This is a genomic window from Streptomyces sp. NPDC043908, from assembly GCF_056435525.1.
This window is the reverse complement of sequence record NZ_JBWKEI010000013.1, coordinates 126,498-147,548: the sequence shown is the minus strand read 5'-3', so window position 1 is coordinate 147,548 and position 21,051 is coordinate 126,498. Positions and strand designations below refer to the sequence as shown.

Genomic DNA, 21,051 nt, shown 5'->3' with positions numbered 1-21,051 from the left:
ACGGCTGTGCGATCGGGCGACCCGAAGAGTAGCAACCGCCCAGGGCCCGGGGGATCACGTTTCAGAGTCGGTGGGCGGCGCCCCCGGGGGTGACCCCGCGCGTGTCGAGCAGCAGTTGCGCCTTGACCGAGAGCCCTTGCAGGTCGTACGTGCGGTGCTGCTGGAGCAGCACGGTGAGGTCGGCGTGGGCGGCCGCCTCGTAGAGGGAGTCGGCGCGCGGCACGGGCTGGTCGCGCACGCGCCAGTCCGGGACGTACGGGTCGTGGTAGCTCACCGCCGCGCCGAGGTCGATGAGCCGCCCCGCGATCTCGGCGGCGGGGGAGCCCTCCAGATCGGCGAGGTCGGGCTTGTACGTGACGCCGAGCAGCAGGACGCGCGCGCCCCGGGCGGACTTGCCGTGCTCGTTCAGGAGCGTGGTGGAGCGCTGGATGACGTACTGCGGCATCCGGGCGTTGATCTCCCGGGCCAGGCCCACCATCCGCAGTCCCGTGTAGGGCAGCGGGGTCGGGTCGAGCGGCACGCCGTGGCCGCCGACGCCGGGGCCGGGGCGGAAGGGCTGGAAGCCGAACGGCTTGGTCTCGGCGCACCGGATCACGTCCCACAGGTCCACGCCCATGTCGTGGCAGAGCACCGCCATCTCGTTGACGAGCGCGATGTTGACCTGGCGGTAGTTGGTCTCCAGGAGCTTGGCCATCTCGGCCTCGCGGGTGCCGCGCGCCCGTACCACCTTGTCGGTGAGCCGGCTGTAGAACGCGGCGGCGGACTCGGTGCACGCGGGGGTGAGACCGCCGATGACCTTGGGGGTGGTGGTGAAGGTGTGGGTGCGGTTGCCGGGGTCGAGGCGGCTGGGCGAGTAGGCGAGGTGGAAGTCGCGCCCGGCCCGCAGCCCCGAGCCCGCTTCGAGCAGCGGGCGCAGGAAGTCCTCGGTGGTGCCGGGATAGGCGGCGGACTCCAGGATCACCGTGGTGTGCGGGCGCAGCCGGGCCGCCAGGGTGCGGGCCGCGTCGGCGACGGCGGTGAGGTCGGGGGTGCGGTCGGCGCCGGGCGGGGTGGGGGCGCAGATCACCGCGGTACGGACCCGGCCGAGCTCGGCCGGGTCGGCGGAGGCACGGAAGCCCCCCGAGAGCATCCGGCGCAGCTCGGCGGCGGTCAGGGAGCCGTCGACCGGGGCGCGCCCGGCGCGCAGCTCGGCGAGCACATGGGGGTCGGTGTCATGGCCGACGGTCTCGATGCCCGCGGCGGCGGCGGCCTGTGCGAGGGGCAGGCCGAGGTGGCCGAGTCCGATGACAGCGAGGTCTGCGGGCATGCCGGTGACCGTCCTTCCCATAACCGGAGGGGACATGGCGCGCAAGCCCTGTGGACAGAATGAGCGTTACGCAATGTCAGACTAAGAGTAAATATGACCGTTATGCCGTATTGCCGGGCCCGGGTTGTCCGAGTGTTGTCCACAGGCGGTGGCCGATGTCGGTGGTCGCGTCCAGAATCGGGTGTGTGAGCCAGACCACCCCGATCAACGGGAGGCACCCGTGAGGACAGCGACACTGGGACCGGTGCAGCGCGCCGAAGCGCTCGCCGCCATGGCCGAGCGCGAGCTCGACGTGCTGGTCGTCGGCGGCGGGGTGGTCGGCGCGGGCACCGCGCTGGACGCCGTGACCCGAGGGCTCTCGACCGGCCTCGTCGAGGCGCGGGACTGGGCCTCGGGCACCTCCAGCCGGTCGAGCAAGCTGATCCACGGCGGGCTGCGCTATCTGGAGATGCTGGACTTCACTCTGGTGCGCGAGGCCCTGAAGGAGCGCGGGCTGCTCCTGGAGCGCCTCGCCCCGCACCTGGTCAAACCGGTGCCGTTCCTCTACCCGCTCCAGCACAAGGGCTGGGAGCGGTGGTACGCGGGCTCGGGCGTGGCGTTGTACGACGCGATGTCGGTGTCGTCCGGCCACGGCCGGGGCCTGCCGGTCCACCGCCACCTCTCCCGCCGCAGCGCCCTGCGGGTCGCGCCCTGCCTGAAGCGGGAAGCGCTGGTCGGGGCCCTTCAGTACTACGACGCCCAGATGGACGACGCGCGCTTCGTGGCGACACTGGTGCGCACCGCGGCGAGTTACGGGGCGCACACCGCCAACCGGGCCCGGGTGACCGGCTTCCTGCGCGAGGGCGAGCGCGTGGTCGGGGCGCGGGTGCGCGACGTGGAGGGCGGCGGGGAGTACGAGGTCCGCGCCAAACAGATCGTGAACGCGACGGGGGTGTGGACGGACGACACCCAGGCGATGGTCGGCGAGCGCGGGCAGTTCCACGTCCGGGCCTCCAAGGGCATCCATCTGGTGGTGCCCAAGGACCGCATCCACTCCACCAGCGGCCTCATCCTGCGCACCGAGAAGTCGGTGCTCTTCGTGATCCCCTGGGGGCGCCACTGGATCGTCGGCACCACCGACACCGACTGGGACCTGGACAAGGCCCACCCCGCGGCCTCCAGCGCGGACATCGACTACCTCCTGGAACACGTCAACTCCGTCCTCGCGGTCCCCCTGACCCGGGACGACGTCCAGGGGGTCTACGCGGGCCTGCGCCCCCTGCTCGCCGGGGAGTCGGACGCCACCAGCAAGCTCTCCCGCGAGCACACGGTGGCGCACCCGGTGCCGGGTCTCGTGGTCATCGCCGGCGGCAAGTACACGACGTACCGGGTCATGGCGAAGGACGCGGTGGACGAGGCGGTGCACGGCCTGGACCAGCGGGTCGCGGCCTGCGTCACCGAGGACGTGCCCCTGCTGGGCGCGGAGGGCTACCGCGCGCTGTGGAACGCCCGCGCGAGGACCGCCGCGCGCACCGGTCTGCACGTGGTCCGGGTGGAGCACCTGCTGAACCGGTACGGATCACTGGCCGAGGACCTCATCGAGCTGATCGTGGCCGACCCGTCGCTGGGCGAGCCGCTCGGCGCGGCGGAGGACTATCTGCGCGCCGAGATCGTCTACGCCGCGTCCCACGAGGGCGCCCGCCATCTCGACGACGTCCTGACGCGGCGCACCCGGATCTCCATCGAGACCTTCGACCGGGGTACGAGGTCGGCCCGGGAGTGCGCGGAGCTGATGGCGCCGGTCCTCGGCTGGGACGCCAAGCAGATCGAGAAGGAGGTGGAGCACTACGAGAAGCGGGTGGAGGCGGAGCGCGAGTCGCAGCGCCAGCCGGACGACCTGACGGCCGACGCGGCGCGGCTGGGCGCGCCGGACATCGTGCCGCTCTAGGGCCGGCCCGCCGGGCAGAACTCGGAGTCGAGGAGCGACAGTTCGAGGGAGGGGTTGAGAGTGATGTCCGTGTTGATGCGGAATACAGTGGTGTGGCGGCCGTCGGCGGTGACCGCCGCGCGGACCGAACTGCCGGATATACGCCCGTTGTGGCCCCAGACGGTGAGGCCGCAGGAGAGCCGCTCGGGGTAGACGCCGAGGCCGTAGACGCCGTGGGTGGCGGCGGTGTCGAGCAGTTCGCGCCGCTGGGGCGCGGGCAGCAGGACGCCGCCGAGCAGGGCCGCGTAGAAGCGGCTCAGATCGGCGAGCGTCGATATGAGTTCACCGGCGGCCCCGGCCGGGCGCGGGTCGAGGTCGGTGACGTCGTGGCCGCCGGGGGAGTAGGCGCGGCTGTGCGGGGAGGGGAGCGTGGTGCGGGCGCCCGGGAACGAGGTGCCGGTGAGATGGAGGGGGGCGATGATGCGGCGCTCGGCCTCGGCGGCGTAGGTATGACCGGTGACCTGCTGAACGACCATGCCGAGAACGACGTAGTTGGTGTTGGAGTAGGCGTAAATGCCCAGCGGCCCGGGGAAGTGCGTGAGCGCGGTGTGAACGGCTTGTGAGGGGGTGAGGGGAACCGGAGCGGCACCGTCGGCCGTGTAGGGGAACAGACCGCTGGTATGGGAGAGCAAGGAGCGCAGGGTGAGGTGGCGGCCGTTGTTTCCATGGCCGCGTATCAGGCCCGGCAGATGCTGTTCCACCGTGTCGTCGAGGTGCAGCCTGCCCTCGGCGGCCAGCTGGAGTACCACCGTGGCGACGAAGGACTTGGTCACGCTGCCCGCCCGGAAACGGTCGTCGCGGCCGAGCCCGGACCCGGCCGTGCCGAAGCGGGAGTGCTCGCCGTCGTCGGTGAGGAGGGCCGCCGCGGGGGTACCCGTATCGGTGACCAGCCGTGCCAGCGCCGTGGCCTGCGGGTCTTTCAGACCGGTTCGGTCCGGTTCGGTCGGTGGGTCGGTCATGCCCAGGCCGCAGAGCACCAGGGCCAGTGGCATGGCGAGCAGCGCCCGGAGTCTTGGCACGGTGGTGGTCCCCCTTCCCCGGACATCTTGGCGGACGGCGGACCCGGGACAATCATTGGTCCCGACGTGAGAGACAATGGACGCTCTGCCAGGGCGGGTGCCGCTCCCCCGGGGGCCAACCCCCGGACCCCCGGCAGCAGAAGCAGGTCGGAGCGGTGAACCGGGCCGCCTCACGAGGCAAGTTGCGGGGAGCCGTCGGCCGGGACGCGGTCGGTGCGGGCGCGGATCAGGGATCGCAGAGGGGACGCATGTCGGAGGCGGAGCAGTCGCGGGAGCCCCAGCGGGACGAGCGGAAGGAGTCCGGCGCCAAAGCCGAGGGCCGACTCCTGGCCGAGCGGTACCGGCTCGGGGATGTGCTCGGCCGTGGTGGCATGGGCACGGTCTGGCGGGCCGTCGACGAGACGCTCGGCCGTACCGTCGCCGTCAAGGAGCTGCGCTTCCCCAGCAGCATCGACGAGGAGGAGAAGCGCCGGCTGATCACGCGCACCCTGCGTGAGGCCAAGGCGATCGCCCGGATCCGCAACACCAGCGCGGTGACGGTCTACGACGTCGTGGACGAGGACGACCGGCCGTGGATCGTCATGGAGCTGGTCGAGGGCAAGTCGCTCGCCGAAGCGGTGCGCGAGGACGGGGTGCTGACGCCCCGCCGGGCCGCCGAGGTCGGGCTCGCCATCCTCGACGTGCTGCGCTCCGCGCACCGGCAGGGCATCCTGCACCGGGACGTGAAGCCGTCGAACGTGCTGATCGCCGAGGACGGCCGGGTCGTGCTCACCGACTTCGGCATCGCCCAGGTCGAGGGCGACCCGTCCATCACCTCGACGGGCATGCTCGTCGGCGCGCCCTCGTACATCTCGCCGGAGCGCGCCCGCGGCCACAAGCCCGGCCCGGCCGCCGACCTGTGGTCGCTGGGCGGCCTGCTCTACGCGTGCGTGGAGGGCGTCCCGCCGTACGACAAGGGCTCCGCCATCGCCACGCTGACCGCGGTGATGACCGAGCCGGTGGACCCGCCGGCGAACGCGGGTCCGCTCCTGGAGAAGGTCATCTACGGCCTGCTCGCCAAGGACCCCGAGCAGCGGCTCGACAACGAGGCGGCGCGCGCGCTGCTCACCGAGGTGCTGCACGCGCCCGAGCAGGCCGTGCGGGCGCCGGAGCCGGTCTCGTCCGAGGTGACCCGGGTCGTCGCGCTGCCGCCCGTGCCCGGCGAGCCCAAGGGCGACGCGGGCGCCAAGGCGAAGGAGGTGGCCGACGCGGCCGCCGACCGGATGCGCGGCGCCTTCAAGTCCGTACGGAACGCGGCGGTGGCGGCGCAGACCACGGCCAAGGAGAAGGCCAAGGACAGAACGGCGGGCAGGCCGGCCGCCCAGCCGGTCGCCGCCGGGTCGGTGCCCGTGGCGCCGTCGGCGCCGCCCGGGCCGCCCGCGCCGGTGCGGGCCCCGCTCACCGACGTCGTCCCGCGCCGCACCCTGGTGATCATCGCGGTGGTCGCGGCGCTGGCCGTGCTCGGGACGGTGCTCGCGGTCGCGTTCAGCGGCGGCGGTGACGACAAGGACAAGGGCAAGAGCGGCAGCAAGGCCTCCAGCGGCGCCACCGCGGGAAGCACGAGCGGCGGCAAGACCGGCGGCGCCCAGGGCACGGGTCAGGGCAACGGTCAGCAGCAGGGCCAGGGCCAGACCCAGACGCAGGGCCAGACGCAGGGACAGGGTCAGGGCCAGAGCGGCGGCAAGTCGCCCGCGGCGTCCACGTCCCCGGGGTCCGGGGGCAGCGGCGGCGGCGCGTCCGCCGGGCTGCCCAGCGGCTACACCATGGTCACCGACGGCGACTTCCACTTCTCCATGGCCATGCCCTCGGGCTTCCACCGCGTCGGCATAGCCGGGGACAACTCCGGCGGGATATACGCGGCGGGCGGCGGCTTCCCCCGCGTCCAGGTCGACTTCAACGCCAAGCCGACCGACGACGCCCGCCGGGCCTGGCTGGAGCTGGCCGGCGCGGTCGCCGGGAGCAGCAGCAACTACCACCTGCTCGGCATCCAGAAGGTCGACTACAAGGGATACCCGACGGTCGCCGACTGGCAGTTCGAGCGGGACCAGGGCGGCGAGCGGGTCCGGATACTCAACCGCGGCTTCAAGGTCGACGGCTCGCACGGCTACGCGATCATGGTGACCTGCAAGACGGCCGAGTGGGACGGCGACGCGTGCGTGACGCTGCGCAAGACGGCGTTCGACACGTTCAGCCCCAAGGACTGAGCAGGCCACGTATCGTGAGAGCCCGCGAACCGTACGCAGCCACAATGGGCCGGTAAACGACCGGAATTGACGGGTTCCGGGGAGCAGCACGCTGTGGGGAGGCGATGTGGACGACTACGCGGGTCGGGTGCTCGCCGACCGCTATCGGCTGCCGCTGCCCTCCTCCGACGAGTACGAGCCGTTGGAGACCCGGGCTTTTGACACCTATAGCGGGCAGGACGTGCTGGTGCGGCAGGTGCCGTTGCCGGAGGTCGTGGACGCCGAGGTGCAGGGCGCGGACGGGCGGTACGGGGACGGGCGGTACGGCGCCGGAGCGGCGCGACGGCCTGCCAACCCCGCGCTGCGGCGGGCGATCGAGGCGGCCCAGGCGGCCGCGCAGATCCCCGATCACCCCCGGCTCGACCAGGTCTTCGACGTCTTCGCGGAGGACGGCTCGCTGTGGATCGTCAGCGAGTTCGTCATGGCCCGGCCGCTGGCCGCGCTCCTCGCCGAGCAGCCGATGGCGCCGTACCGGGCGGCGGAGGTCGCCTCCGACGTGCTGACGGCGCTGCGCGTGCTGCACGCGCACGGCTGGACGCACCGCAACATCACCGAGCGCACCGTGCTGATATGCGACGACGGCCGCGTGATGCTGACCGGACTGGCGGTCGGCGCGGCGGAGGAGGCGCTGTGCGGCTATGTGGTGGTGCCGCCGCCGCTCGGTGAGCAGAGCGACGACTTCGGCGCGCCGGGGGCGTCGTCCGACTCCGCGGGTGCCGCGTGGGGGGACGCGCGGGACTCCCGGGACGACGGGGGCGACCCGGACGACGCGGACGCCCCGCACCGGCCGTACCTGGCGGGCACCCCGGACGCGCCGAACCCGCCGTACTCCGCGGGAGCCGACTACTCCCCGTACTCCGCGACCGGCCCGGACGACGGCGGTCCCGACACGTCCGGCGAGCCCGACCCCTACAGCGACACCCGCGGCGATGCCTACGACGATCCTTACAGCGGCGCTCACGGCGACCCCCACCGCGACGCCTACGGCGATCCTTACAGCGACACCCACGGTGACCCCCACAGCGACCTCTACGGGGATCCGTACGACGACCAGGCCCCCGAGGCCCCCCGGCCTCCCCACCCCGCCTCCCTGCCCTCCACCAGGGCCCCCGCGCTTCCCGCCGGGTGGTCCCCGGCGGGGTCCGGCGCGGACGAGGGCGGCGGGAGCCAGGGCGGGCGGCCGGGACCGGAGGACGGGCCCGCGGCCCGTTCCGGCGGGGCCTCCGGGAGTGGGCGGGCCGGGGCCGTCGCGGCGTACCGGGCCGGGACGCGGGCCACCGCGCGCGTGGGCGACGACGGGGCCGCGCTGCCCGTGCCGCGCTCCGAGCTCACCCAGCCCGAGCTCACCCGCGCCGAGCTCTCCCGCGCCGAGTCGGCCGGGTCGTGGCATGACCTCGCAGACCAGGGTGTGTACGACCCGGTGAGCGGGACGCGGGTGCCGCGTACGCCCGTGGCGGGCGCGTCCTCGGCGGCCAGCCCGTACGCCGTGGAGGAGGGCCCGGACTCGGGTCGCACCCGGCGGGCGTACGACCCGGTGACCGGGCGCTGGGTCCCGCGCCCCGCGCAGCCCGGCACGGCGGACGCGCCCCCCGAGACGGCCGGGCGCCCCACGCCGCGCGACCCCGCCCACCCCGCGGGCCCGCACACCGGGACCCCGCACCCCCAGCTCCCGCGCCTGGAAGTGCCGCACGCGCAGACCGGCGAGCCCCAGCGGCCCGACCGCACGCCCGCGCCCCGGACCGGTGCCCGGGCCCGGCCCCCCGCCACCACCGGCCCCCGGCCCTCCACCGGCCCCCGCCCCGCGCTTCCGCACGCCGTCGGCGCCGGGGCCGAGGCGCTGCGGGCCGACGCCCAGCGGCAGACGCACGTCACCGCGCCCGTGCCCGCCCGGGAGGGCGGCTGGGAGGCGGCCGTCCCGCAGCGCCACGGCGCGGGCTACCGGGGCCCCGCCACCCGGCTCGACGGCGAGCGGGCGCGCCAGACGCGGATCGCCCTCGTCGGGGCCGTCACCGAGCGGTGGGCGCCCGAGCAGGCCGGGCCGGTGCACGAGAACTGGCGCCTCGCGCCGCCGATCGGTCCCGCCACCGACCTGTGGGCGCTGGGCGCGCTGCTCTTCCGGGCCGTGCAGGGGCACGCGCCGTATCCGGAGGAGAGCGCCGTCGAGCTGGTGCAGATGGTGTGCGGCGAGCCGCCCGCGTTCGCGGAGGAGTGCGGTCCGCTGCGGCCGGTCGTGGAGTCGCTGCTGCGCCAGGACCCCACCGAGCGGCCCGACTTCGAGGAGCTGCGCGGCTGGCTGCGCTCGATCGTGCGCTCCGCGCCCGAGCCGGACGCGGGCACCCAGGTCGTCCCGCTGCCCCCGGCCGACGCGACCCGGCTGCCGATCGTGCGCCGCCGCGGCGAGCTCGTCCGGCGCCGCAGGGGCGCCTTCGGCGAGCACGGCCGCCATCGCCAGCAGCGCCGCGCGCAACCTCGCAGGGCCGAGCGGCGCCCCGCCGCGGAGGTCCTGGAGGAGCCGCGCCGGCCCCGGTCCCGTCCGCCCAAGTCGTCCCCGGCCGCGACCCGTACGCGCGGGCCCCGGTCGCTCGGCCGGATCCTCGTGCTGCTCATCCTGTTGTTCCTGGCGGCGGCCCTCGCGTACGCCGTGTTCTTCATGCCGGAGTCCGGGGCGAAGGGCGAGAAGGACAACACCGGCGCCCCGCCCGCCGGTACGGCCACGAGCGCGCCCCCGAGCACCCCCGCGCCCAGCGACCCGCCCCGCAGCGGCACGCCCTCCACGCCGAGGACGCAGACCACCGAGCCCGGCGCGCGTCCGCCCGCCAAGGGCTATGTGCTGCGCACCGACCCCGAGGGGTTCCGGACCGCGGTCGATCCCTCCTTCCAGCGGCGGCCCATCAACGACGCCGGACAAGTCCGTTATGTCGGCGGTGACTTCACGCTGCTCGTGGTGCCCGGCCGGGACGCGGTCAAGGACGCGGGCGCGGACCCGCTGGCGTACCAGCGCGACAAGGAGCGCGAACTCCAGCCGTTCCGGGACTCGGCCTGGGCCACCGCCACGGGGCTGCGCCGCGTCGACATCGGCCAGAAGGTCACCGCCGAGGGGCAGTTCACCTGGCGCGACAGCACGGGCCGCACGGTTTACGTCCGCAACCAGGTAATGATCATCAATGGCCGATACCACCTGGTCGTGGTCATCGGTCCGGAACCGCAGCGGGACAAGGTGAGCGAGATCTATACGCAGGCCACGGCCGCCTACAGCGCCACTCGTTGAGGCTTCACCAGTTGCCTCAGACACATACCTCTTGGTAGGTGGCTCACAAGGTGCCCCCGAGGTTCCCTGGCCGGAATCCGCTCCGTAACCTTGCCCCTTAAGAACCGGCCGGGCGGGGGACGTGGAACAGAACCAGAGCAAGAGCGGCAAGGGCGCGGAAGCGGTGGCGAAAGGGCTGCTGCTGGCCGGGCGCTACCGCCTGGGCGACACCATCGGCCGCGGCGGCATGGGCAAGGTCTGGCGCGCCCACGACGAGGTCCTGCACCGCACGGTCGCCGTCAAGGAGCTGACCGCCGCGCTGTACGTGGCGGAGGCCGACCGGGTCGTGCTGCACGCGCGGACGCAGAAGGAGGCGCGGGCCGCCGCCCGCATCACCCACCCCGGCGTGGTCACCGTCCACGACGTGCTCGACCACGACAACCGCCCCTGGATCGTGATGCAGTACGTCGACGGGCCCTCGCTCGCCGACGCGGTGAAGGCCTCCGAGACCGGGCGGATCGACGCGCGCGAGGCCGCCCGCATCGGACTGCACGTCCTGGGCGCCCTGCGCGCCGCGCACGCCGCGGGCGTGCTCCACCGCGACGTCAAGCCCGGCAACGTCCTGCTCGCCCGCGACTCGCGCGTCCTGCTCACCGACTTCGGGATCGCCGCCATCGAGGGCGACTCCACGATCACCCGGACCGGTGAACTGGTCGGTTCCATCGACTATCTGGCGCCCGAGCGGGTACGAGGAGGGCAGCCCGGTCCCGCCTCCGACCTGTGGTCCCTCGGCGCCACGCTCTACACGGCGGTCCAGGGCGGATCGCCCTTCCGCCGCTCCTCGCCCATCTCCACCATGCAGGCGGTGGTGAACGAGGAGCCGGAGCCCGCCACCCACGCCGGCGCGCTCGCACCGGTGATCACCGCCCTGCTGCGCAAGGACCCCGACGACCGCCCCTCGGCCGAGGAGGCCGAGCGGATGTTCCTGGAGGCGATGGAGGGGCGCGAGCCCAAGGCCGCGCACGAGTACGTGCCGACCCGTCAGGTCTCCGAGTCGGAGCTGCGGGCCGCCACCGCCCCGCCGGGCACCTCCGGCACGGTCCGCGCGCCCGTCCCCGAGGCGATCGCGCCCCTGCCCGCGCCCGCCCGCCCCGTCCGCAGGCGCGGGCGGACGGTCGCCCTGGTGGTCGCGCTCGCGGCCGTCCTCGGCGGCGCGGCCGGGCTCGCCGCCCTGAAGTACCGCGACAGCGGCGACGACTCGGCGGCGACGACCACCGAGCCGACCGGCACCGGGACGGGCAAGTCCGGCAAGGCCGACGCCTCCGTGCCGCAGGGCTGGAAGCGGGTGAAGGACCCGGCCGGCTTCGCCCTGTTCGTGCCCGAGGGCTGGCGGCGCCGGATGGACGGCAAGGAGGTCGACTACACGCCGGACAACGGCCGTCACTACATACGTGTCAGCGTCGGCAAGCCCGACTTCGAGAACCCGTACATGCACCAGCTGAACCTGGAGAAGGCGCTGGAGAAGCGGCTGCCCAAGTACCAGCGGGTGACCCTGCACTCCAACACCTTCCGGGACCAGGTGAACTCCTCGCTCTGGGAGTTCACCTACGTGGAGAAGAAGGGCTTCCCGGGCAAGCGGCACGCCATCGACCAGATGTACTTCGCCGACGGCGGCGCCGCCGAGTACGCGATCTACATGTCGGGCCCGGAGTCCGACTGGCCGACCACCCGCGAGCAGTTCGACACGGTGCTGCGCGGCTGGCAGCCGCCGCCGCTGAACTGAGCGCCCTAGGCGCCGCGCGCCCCTCGCGCGCGCCCCCGCAGGTCCCGTGTGCCGCCCGGTCGATTCCGTCTCGTGACCTCACGCCCCGCCCGGGCGCGCCCCCGTGCGGCATGATGGCCACAGGACCAGGGAACGAGGGGAAGCGGTGCCCGCAGCAGCCAGTGAACCGCGTGGCGGCGCGGCCGGTGACCGTCTCATCGCCGGACGCTACCGGCCGGCGGCCCGGCTCGGCCGGGGCGGCATGGGCACCGTGTGGCGCGCCACCGACGAACTCCTGGGCCGCCAGGTCGCCGTCAAGGAACTGCACCCCGACGGCGGCGCCCCCGCCACCGCCGCGCTCCGCGAGGCGCGCGCCGTGGCGCAGTTCAAGCACCCGCACGTCATCGGCGTCCACGACGTCGTCGAGCAGGACGGCCGCTCGTACATCGTGATGGAGCTGGTCGAGGGCGGCTCGCTCGCCGACCGGCTGCGCGGCAGCGGCCCCGTGGACGCCCCCGAGGCGGCCCGGATCGGCATCGCGCTGCTCGGCGCGCTGAGCGCCGCGCACCGCCAGGGCGTGCTCCACCGCGACCTCAAGCCCGCCAACGTCCTGCTGGAGGAGGGCACCGGCCGGGTCGTGCTCACCGACTTCGGTATCGCGCAGCTGCCGGGGTCCACCACGATCAGCGAGGACGGCGCCTTCGTCGGCTCGCCCGAGTACACCTCTCCGGAGCGGATGCAGGGCGCCGCCGCCGGGCCCGAGTCCGACCTGTGGTCGCTGGGCGCGCTGCTGTGCGCCGCCCTGAGCGGCGAGTCCCCCTTCCACCGCGACTCCCTGGGCGGGGTACTGCACGCGGTGGTCACCGACGAGATCCGTCCGCCCCTGGCCGCCGCCCCGCTGCTGCCGGTCGTCCGCGGGCTCCTGGAGCGCGACCCGGCGCGCAGGCTCACCGCGGACGAGGCGCACGAGATGCTGCGCGCGTACGTGTCGAGCGGCGCCACCCCCGTCGCGCCCCGGCAGTACACGCCGACCGAGCGGGTCGCCGTGGTCGAGCCGGCCCGCCGGTCCAGGACCCGGGCCGCGCTGATCGCGGCCGCCGCGGTCGTGGTGCTCGGCGGTGCCGGCGCGGGCGCGGCGGCCCTGCTGAGCGGCGGCGACGAGGGCGGTGGGCAGGCCAGGGCGGCGGCGGGCGGAACGGCGACGGTCACCGGGCACGCGTCCGCCGCGGCCGAGCCGGGCCCGCCCGGCCCCACGGTGACGGTCACCCGCGCCGGCGAGCCGTCCCCGCTCGGGACCGCGCCCGCCGGGTACCGCCACGTCCGCGACCCGGACGGCTTCGGCCTGACGGTCCCGGCGGGGTACGTCCGTACCACCGACGACCGGCGCGTCTTCTACGTGTCGCCGGACGGGGCCTTCCGGCTGGGCATCCGCCTCCAGCAGTCCGTCTCCGGCGGCCCGCTCGGCGTGATGCGCCACTCGCACGCCAACGGGCCCGACACCAACCCCGGTTACCGGGGCGGCAAGGTCGTCTCCACCACCCACCAGGGCCACGACGCGGCGCTGTGGGAGTTCAGCTGGAACGGCTTCAGCGCGGCCGAGGGGCCCCGGCACACCTACGACGAGTGCTGGGACGAGAACGGGACGATGTACGACGTGTGGGTCTCGGCCCCCGTCAGCCGCCTCGACGAGGCCAAGCGGCACTTCGACACCGCGCTCGACTCCTTCACGCCCTCGGCCTGACCGCCCACCCGCCGGGCCGCCCACCCGGAAGCCGCCCCGGGCTCCTCGGCGTTCGGGGCCGGCTCCGCAGGTACAACGCGCTGATCAGCGCATATGTCGCCAGTGGTCGCTGGCGCGGTGGTGAGGGTTCCGAAATCTGTTACCGGCGGGTACCCAAACCGCCGTGCCCGGCATACGCTCCCCCCATGACGGACTCGCAGGCCACGCCCACCCGCACCCGTACGAACCCGGTCGCCGCCGCCCCGGCGGGCGCCCGCACCGCCGCCGACGTGGTCACCCCGGAGGTGGTCGCCAAGCTCGTCCGGGGAGTGGCGGGCTCCGGCCGGACGGCCAATCACACACCGTTCACCGGCGAGAAGCTGGCGGACCTGCCCGAGTCCACGCCCGACGACGTCGCCGGAGCCTTCGCGCGCGCCCGCGCCGCCCAGCCCGCCTGGGCGGCGACCCCGGCCCGCGAGCGTGCCGCCGTGCTGCTGCGCTTCCACGACCTGGTCCTCGCCCGGCAGGCCGAGGTCCTCGACCTCATCCAGCTGGAGACCGGCAAGGCCCGTCTGCACGCGCACGAGGAGGTGCAGGCCGTCGCCGTGGCCGCGCGCCACTACGGCCGCAAGGCGCCCGCGTATCTGCGCCCCAGGCGCCACACCGGTGTGGTCCCGACGCTCACCAAGGTCACCGAACTGCGCCAGCCGCGCGGGGTGGTGGGGCAGATCGCGCCCTGGAACTACCCGTTCGAGCTGTCCGTCGGCGACGCGCTGCCCGCCTTCGTCTCCGGCAACGCCGTGGTGATGAAGCCCGACACCGAGACCGCGCTCACCGCCCTGTGGGCCCGTGACCTGCTGATCGAGGCGGGGCTTCCCGCCGAGGTGTTCCAGGTGGTCCTCGGCGAGGGCCCGGTCGTCGGCCCCGAGGTCGTCCGCCACGCCGACTACGTCTCCTTCACCGGCTCCACCCGCACCGGCCGCGAGGTCGCCCAGGGCGCCGCGGCCCGGCTGGTCGGCGTCTCGCTGGAGCTGGGCGGCAAGAACGCGATGCTGGTGCTGCGAGACGCCGACGTGGAGAAGGCCGCCGCGGGCGCCGTCCGCGCCTGCTTCTCCTCGGCGGGCCAGCTCTGCATCTCCATCGAGCGACTGTACGTCCACGAGTCGGTCGCGGACGCCTTCGTCGAGCGGTTCGCCGCCCGGACGAAGGCGATGCGGCTCGGCAACTCCCTCGCGTACGGCGCCGACATGGGCTCCCTGGTCGGCGAGCGCCAGCTGGAGACCGTGACCCGGCACGTCGAGGAGGCCGTCGCCAAGGGCGCGAGGCTCGTCGCGGGCGGCGTCGCCCGCCCCGACATCGGCCCGCTCTTCTACGAGCCGACCATCCTCGAAGGCGTCGAGGCCCCGATGGCCGTCTGCACCGAGGAGACCTTCGGCCCGGTCGTCTCCGTCTACCGGTTCACCGACGAGGACGAGGTGATCGAGACCGCGAACGCCACCCCGTACGGCCTCAACTCCTCCGTCTGGACGAAGGACTCCAGGCGCGGCCACGAGGTCGCCGCACGGCTGCGCACCGGCACGGTCAACATCAACGAGGGGTACGCCCCGGCCTACGGCAGCGTCCAGTCCCCGATGGGCGGCATGAAGGACTCCGGTCTCGGGCGGCGCCACGGCTCCGAGGGCATCCTCAAGTACACCGAGGCCCAGACCGTCGCCCAGCAGCGCCTCCTGCCGCTCGCGCCCTCCTTCGGGATGGACGACGAGAAGTACGCCGCGTTCATGACGCGCAGCCTGAAGGCGATGAAGGCCCTGCGCCTGCGCTGACCCCCGTCCCGCCCCCGCCCTTTCTGTTTCGTACGAGGAGAGCCGATGCCCCAGGAGACGCGCGCCCGGAACCAGGAACTCCAGCCGGAGGAGGAGGGGGCGTACGACTACGACGTCCTGGTCGTCGGCTCCGGCTTCGGCGGCTCGGTGACGGCCCTGCGGCTGACCGAGAAGGGCTACCGGGTCGGCGTCCTGGAGGCGGGCCGGCGCTTCACGCCCGGCACGCTGCCGAAGAACTCCTGGGACATCAAGAACTACCTGTGGGCGCCGAAGCTGGGGATGTACGGCATCCAGCGCATCCATCTGCTCGGCAACGTGATGGTGCTGGCCGGCGCGGGCGTCGGGGGCGGCTCGCTCAACTACGCCAACACCCTCTACGTACCGCCGAAGCAGTTCTTCGAGGACCCGCAGTGGAAGGACATCACCGACTGGCAGGAGGAGCTGACCCCGTACTACGAGCAGGCCAAGCGCATGCTCGGGGTCCGGCTCAACCCGACGATGACCCCCTCCGACGTCCACCTCAAGGCGGCGGCGCAGCGGATGGGCGTGGGCGACACCTTCCACATGGCGCCGGTCGGGGTCTTCTTCGGCGACGGACAGGACGCGGACGGCGCCGCCAAGGCGCGGCCGGGGGAGCAGGTCGCCGACCCGTACTTCGGCGGGGCGGGCCCGGCGCGCAAGGCCTGCGTCGAGTGCGGCGAGTGCATGACGGGCTGCCGCCACGGCGCCAAGAACACCCTCAACGAGAACTACCTCCACCTCGCCGAGAAGGCGGGCGCGGTCGTCCACCCCATGACGACGGTCGTCTCGGTCACCGACGACTCGCAGGGCGGCTACGCGGTCGCCACGCTCCCCACGGACAACCGCAGGAAGGGCACGGGCCGCCTCTTCACGGCCCGCCGGGTGGTGATCGCGGCGGGCACCTACGGCACCCAGACCCTGCTGCACCGCATGCGCGCGGGCGGCCAGCTGCCGTACCTCTCGCGGCGGCTCGGCGAGCTGACCCGCACCAACTCCGAGGCGCTGGTCGGGGCGCAGACCGACAACCGCCGCTACCGCAAGGCGCACGGCGCCGCGCGGGCCGACTTCACCCGCGGCGTCGCCATCACCTCCTCGGTCCACCCCGACGAGAACACCCACATCGAGCCGGTCCGCTACGGCCGGGGCTCCAACGCGATGGGCGGGCTGTCCATCCTCCAGGTGCCGTACGCGGAGGGCTCCTCGCGCGCGCTGGGCTGGCTGGCCAACGCGGTGAAGCACCCCACGCTCCTCGCCCGCTCGCTGAGCAACCGCCGCTGGTCGGAGCGGACCATCATCGGCCTCGTGATGCAGTCCCTGGACAACTCGCTCACCACGTATCTGAAGCCGGACGGCGTCGGCAAGGGCCTGCTCACGGCCCGCCAGGGGCACGGCGCGCCGAACCCGAAGCAGATCAGGGCGGCCTCCGAGGCGGCCACCGCGATCGCCGCCGAGATCAACGGCTTCGCCGGCTCGAACGTCGGGGAGCTGATGGGCACCCCGCTGACCGCGCACTTCCTGGGCGGCTGCCCGATCGGGGCGTCGGCCGAGGAGGGCGTGATCGACCCGTACCACCGGCTCTACGGGCACCCGGGCATCTCGGTGGTCGACGGCGCCGCGGTCTCGGCGAACCTGGGCGTCAACCCGTCCCTGACGATCACGGCCCAGGCCGAGCGGGCGATGTCGCTGTGGCCGAACAAGGGCGAGGCCGATCCGCGCCCGGCGCAGGGGCGGCCGTACGTACGGGTCGCGGCGGTGGCGCCGAAGGCCCCGGCGGTCCCGCAGGACGCGTTCGGAGCGCTGCGGCTGCCGTTCCTGGGGATGCCGACGGTACCGGCGAAGGCGGAGTCCGCGGCGGACAGCGGGGCCTGAGCAGCGGCGGGAGGCGGTCCCGTGAAAAAACGAGGAGCGCTGCACCCCCCTCCGAGTGCAGCGCTCCCCGCTCGTCCGTGGGCCGCTCGCCGAGCAGGCGGGGCCGTTGGTTCCGCATAAATGACCCGCCAATCCTGTCAATGGTTGTCCCAGGACTCACAGAATTCTTATGTGCTCCCTGTCACACCGCCGTCACAGGCGTCGCAGTCGTCCGCCCGGCCGCCGGAAGGGCGGGGCGCCGGGCAGCCGGGCCCGCCGTGCAGCCGGGCAGAGCGAAGGGCCCCGCATCGGGCCATCCGTCCTGGGGATGGCTCCGCGGGGCCCTCGGCCGTCAGCACCGGCGTCAGGGCGGCGTCGGTGCCGGGGGGACGGCGCCGGGGGGCAGCGCCGCTGGGGGACGTGATCTGGGGAGAGCGTGCGGGAGGGGCTGCGGGCCGCCGCAGCCGTTCGGACCGGATGCGGCCGACCCCGGGCGTCCCCGGGGCCGACCGCTTCTTGAAGGGGTGACCGGGCTGCTGTCCCCTGCCGACCGGTCACGCGCGCTGGGGCGAGGTCCCACGACGTGCCGACGGCACGTCACACGCCCCAGCGGAGCCACGCGTGGATTCTTCGGGCCCGCCCCTGGCTGGCACGGACACCCTGACCAACGAAGCCGGGCACCGGCCGGTCACGGCGCCGGACGGGTGAGCTGCGCCGGACCCGGACCCGGACCCGTACAGACAGACCGGCGGAGAGACAGACAGACGGACAGACAGACGGACAGGCAGATGGACAGCGGGCCGGGCCCGGACACGTACCGGCCTCAGATGCGGCCCCGGCACAGCTCCAGCATCGTCATCGCCAGCGCCGTGCCCGGCTTGCCCAGGGCGTCGCGGTAGTGGGCGAGGACCTCCATCTCGCGGTTCAGGTTCACCCGGCGACCGCCCGAGGCGATCCGGGACTCCTGGATGACGGCCGAGACCGCCATGCGTTCCTGGATCAGGCCGATGATGCGGTCGTCGAGCGCGTCGATGCGCTCACGGGCGCCGGTGATCACGGTGGCGGCCTCGTCGGTGCGGGCGCCGGTCTTCTCGGCGGGGGTGACGGACATGGGGGCTCCTCGGGGTTCCGGTGCCCCGGGGCGACACGGTCCGCGAACGCCAGAGCGCCCCGGGCCTTGTCGGCCCGGGGCGCTCTGGGAAGTGTCTGGTCGGTTGCTCAAGCAGCAGAGCCGACGAACCCACAGCAGCCGGACGGGCCGGTGCCATAGGTAAAGACGAAGGTCTGGTGCTCGCGCATGGCGACAGTATGGACCGACGGCCCCGGGCCGGGCCAATCCCGGTTCGGATGGTGAGACGAAAGGTCCCGCGCCGCTGCCCGGTAGAATCGAATACAGACCCCCTCCCACCGCCGGAAGGCCGCCAGTGTCATCAGCGTCCCCAGCTGCCGCGCCCGCATCCAACCCGGACGTAGTCCTCGTTGTCGACTTCGGCGCCCAGTACGCCCAGCTCATCGCCCGCCGCGTCCGTGAGGCCCGGGTCTACAGCGAGATCGTGCCCAGCACGATGCCCGTCGCCGAGATGCTGGCCAAGAACCCGAAGGCGATCATCCTCTCGGGCGGCCCGTCCTCCGTCTACGCGGAAGGCGCCCCCGTCCTGGAGCGCGAGATCTTCGAGGCCGGCGTCCCGGTCTTCGGCATGTGCTACGGCTTCCAGCTGATGGCGACGACGCTCGGCGGCACGGTCGACGACAACGGCGCGCGCGAGTACGGCCGCACGCCCCTGCACGTCACCCAGGCCGGTTCCACGCTCTTCGAGGGCACGCCCACCGAGCAGCCGGTGTGGATGTCGCACGGCGACGCCTGCTCGGCCGCGCCCGAGGGCTTCACCGTCACCGCGTCCACGGACGTCGTGCCGGTCGCCGCCTTCGAGAACGACGAGAAGAAGCTGTACGGCGTGCAGTACCACCCCGAGGTGATGCACTCCACCTACGGCCAGCAGGTCCTGGAGCACTTCCTCTACCGGGGCGCGGGCATCGAGCCCACCTGGACCACGCACAACGTCGTGGAGGAGCAGGTCGCCCTCATCCGCGAGCAGGTCGGCACCAAGCGCGCCATCTGCGGCCTGTCCGGCGGCGTGGACTCCGCGGTCGCCGCGGCCCTCGTCCAGAAGGCCATCGGCTCCCAGCTGACCTGCGTGTACGTCGACCACGGTCTGATGCGCAAGGGCGAGACCGAGCAGGTCGAGAAGGACTTCGTGGCCGCCACCGGCGTCCAGCTGAAGGTCGTCGACGCGCAGGAGCGGTTCCTCACCGCGCTGGCGGGCGTCTCCGACCCGGAGACCAAGCGGAAGATCATCGGCCGCGAGTTCATCCGCGTCTTCGAGCAGGCCCAGGCCGAGATCGTGGCCGAGGGCGCGGCGGACGGCGAAGAGGTCGCCTTCCTCGTCCAGGGCACCCTGTACCCGGACGTGGTCGAGTCCGGCGGCGGCACCGGCACCGCCAACATCAAGTCGCACCACAACGTGGGCGGGCTCCCGGAGGACCTGGAGTTCCAGCTCGTCGAGCCGCTGCGCAAGCTGTTCAAGGACGAGGTCCGGATGGTCGGCCAGGAGCTCGGCCTGCCGGAGGAGATCGTCCAGCGCCAGCCGTTCCCCGGCCCCGGCCTCGGTATCCGCATCGTCGGCGAGGTCACCAAGGACCGTCTGGACCTGCTGCGCGAGGCCGACGCCATCGCCCGCGAGGAGCTGACGGCGGCGGGTCTCGACCGCGAGATCTGGCAGTGCCCGGTCGTGCTGCTCGCGGACGTCCGCAGCGTCGGCGTCCAGGGCGACGGCCGCACCTACGGCCACCCGATCGTGCTGCGCCCGGTCTCCTCCGAGGACGCCATGACCGCGGACTGGACGCGGATGCCGTACGACGTGCTGGCGAGGATCTCGACGCGTATCACCAACGAGGTGGCCGACGTCAACCGCGTCGTCCTCGACGTGACGAGCAAGCCGCCGGGCACGATCGAGTGGGAGTAGCACTCCCGAGTGACGGAGAAGCGGCGCCGCCGTCCCGGATCCCGGGGCGGCGGCGCCGTCGTATCCGCTCCCGCACGACTCTGTTCACCTGCGAGAACGCGCGGTAACTTCCCCGCCATGACCGACTTCCCGCAGCGGCCCGCCCCCGCCCCCGTGCCCGTGGACCGGCTCCACTTCACCCTGCCGTCCGTCCACCCCACCGCCGCCGAGGAGCGCCGGCACCGCCGGGAGCGGCTGGCCGGGGCCCTGCGGCTGCTGGCGCGGGCCGGCTGCGAGGAGGGGGTCTCGGGGCACATATCGGCGCGCGACCCGGAGTTCGAGGACTGCTACTGGGTGAACCCGTTCGGGGTGCCGTTCGCCCGGGTCACCGCGGGCGAGCTGGTGATGGTCAACGGGGAGGGCCAGGTCGTCGAGGGACGCCACCACGTCAACCAGGCGGCGTTCGCGGTCCACGCCCAGGTGCACCGGGCCCGGCCCGATGTGGTGGCGGTGGCCCACACCCATTCGGTGCACGGGCGCGCGCTGGCGGCGCTGGGCGAGCTGATCGAGCCGTACACCCAGGAGGCGTGCGCCTTCTTCGAGGACCACGCCCTCTTCGACGCCTATACGGGAGTGGTCGTCGACGCCGAGGAGGGGCGCCGGATCGCGGCCGCGCTCGGCGCGTACAAGGCGGTGATCCTGCGCAACCACGGGCTGCTGACCGTGGGCGATTCGGTGGACGCGGCGGCCTGGTGGTTCCTTTCGATGGAGCGCTGCGCCGAGGTGCAGCTGCTGGCGCGGGCCGCCGGCAAGCCCGTGCCCATCGCCCGCCGGGACGCCGTCGCCACCCGCGACCAGCTGGGCAGCGACCTCGTCGCATGGATCAACTACCAGCCGCTGTGGCGGCAGATCAGCGAGTCGGAGCCCGAACTGCTGTCGTAGTCCGTCAATTTGATGGTGCGTCAATCACCCTCCGCGCGTGCCTCTGTCGTCCGGGGGATGGTTTTCGTACGGCACAATTCCCTGACAGTCGGCAGGACTTGAGGGAAGGGCGA

General features: G+C 73.5%; 12 protein-coding genes. 9 read left to right on the top strand and 3 right to left on the bottom strand.

The window, feature by feature from the left end:
- Positions 1-61: 61 nt before the first annotated feature.
- Complete coding sequence (locus AC069K_RS26805; protein WP_478620661.1) at positions 62-1,306, bottom strand: nucleotide sugar dehydrogenase; 1,245 nt, start codon at positions 1,304-1,306, stop codon at positions 62-64.
- 220 nt (positions 1,307-1,526) lie between these two features.
- On the opposite strand from AC069K_RS26805, the gene AC069K_RS26800 reads away from it, so the two are divergent.
- Complete coding sequence (locus AC069K_RS26800; protein WP_358833562.1) at positions 1,527-3,233, top strand: glycerol-3-phosphate dehydrogenase/oxidase; 1,707 nt, start codon at positions 1,527-1,529, stop codon at positions 3,231-3,233.
- Here the strand turns inward: AC069K_RS26800 and AC069K_RS26795 are convergent.
- Positions 3,230-4,291 carry a serine hydrolase domain-containing protein gene (locus tag AC069K_RS26795; protein WP_478620658.1) on the bottom strand — a complete coding sequence of 354 codons (1,062 nt, stop codon included), beginning with the start codon at positions 4,289-4,291 and terminating at the stop codon, positions 3,230-3,232. The genes AC069K_RS26800 and AC069K_RS26795 overlap by 4 nt on opposite strands.
- Positions 4,292-4,539: 248 nt before the next feature.
- Here AC069K_RS26795 and AC069K_RS26790 point away from each other — a divergent pair, with 248 nt between their 5' ends.
- From AC069K_RS26790 to AC069K_RS26765, 6 genes are all read left to right on the top strand, one after another.
- Positions 4,540-6,534: a serine/threonine-protein kinase gene (locus AC069K_RS26790; RefSeq protein ID WP_478620655.1), complete on the top strand. Its 1,995-nt coding sequence runs from the start codon at positions 4,540-4,542 to the stop codon at positions 6,532-6,534.
- Between the two features lie 106 nt (positions 6,535-6,640).
- Positions 6,641-9,841 carry a protein kinase gene (locus tag AC069K_RS26785; RefSeq protein ID WP_478620652.1) on the top strand — a complete coding sequence of 1,067 codons (3,201 nt, stop codon included), beginning with the start codon at positions 6,641-6,643 and terminating at the stop codon, positions 9,839-9,841.
- Positions 9,842-10,019: 178 nt separating this feature from the next.
- Positions 10,020-11,603, top strand: coding sequence for a serine/threonine-protein kinase (locus AC069K_RS26780; protein WP_358835331.1), 1,584 nt, complete (start codon positions 10,020-10,022; stop codon positions 11,601-11,603).
- A gap of 145 nt (positions 11,604-11,748) precedes the next feature.
- Positions 11,749-13,323, top strand: a complete 1,575-nt coding sequence (locus AC069K_RS26775) for a serine/threonine-protein kinase (RefSeq protein ID WP_478620650.1) — start codon at positions 11,749-11,751, stop codon at positions 13,321-13,323.
- Positions 13,324-13,508: 185 nt separating this feature from the next.
- Positions 13,509-15,125 (top strand): succinic semialdehyde dehydrogenase, encoded by a 1,617-nt coding sequence (locus tag AC069K_RS26770; RefSeq protein WP_365105599.1) that lies wholly within the window; start codon positions 13,509-13,511, stop codon positions 15,123-15,125.
- 45 nt (positions 15,126-15,170) lie between these two features.
- Positions 15,171-17,015 (top strand): GMC oxidoreductase, encoded by a 1,845-nt coding sequence (locus AC069K_RS26765; protein WP_478620646.1) that lies wholly within the window; start codon positions 15,171-15,173, stop codon positions 17,013-17,015.
- Positions 17,016-17,817: 802 nt separating this feature from the next.
- On the opposite strand, the gene AC069K_RS26760 is transcribed toward AC069K_RS26765, so the two are convergent.
- Positions 17,818-18,105 (bottom strand): chorismate mutase, encoded by a 288-nt coding sequence (locus tag AC069K_RS26760; RefSeq protein WP_358835326.1) that lies wholly within the window; start codon positions 18,103-18,105, stop codon positions 17,818-17,820.
- 313 nt (positions 18,106-18,418) lie between these two features.
- Here AC069K_RS26760 and guaA point away from each other — a divergent pair, with 313 nt between their 5' ends.
- Both guaA and AC069K_RS26750 read left to right on the top strand, forming a co-directional pair.
- Positions 18,419-20,017, top strand: a complete 1,599-nt coding sequence (gene guaA, locus AC069K_RS26755; protein ID WP_358835325.1) for a glutamine-hydrolyzing GMP synthase — start codon at positions 18,419-18,421, stop codon at positions 20,015-20,017.
- Between the two features lie 117 nt (positions 20,018-20,134).
- Positions 20,135-20,938 carry a class II aldolase/adducin family protein gene (locus AC069K_RS26750; protein ID WP_365103737.1) on the top strand — a complete coding sequence of 268 codons (804 nt, stop codon included), beginning with the start codon at positions 20,135-20,137 and terminating at the stop codon, positions 20,936-20,938.
- The last annotated feature ends 113 nt before the right edge of the window (positions 20,939-21,051 follow it).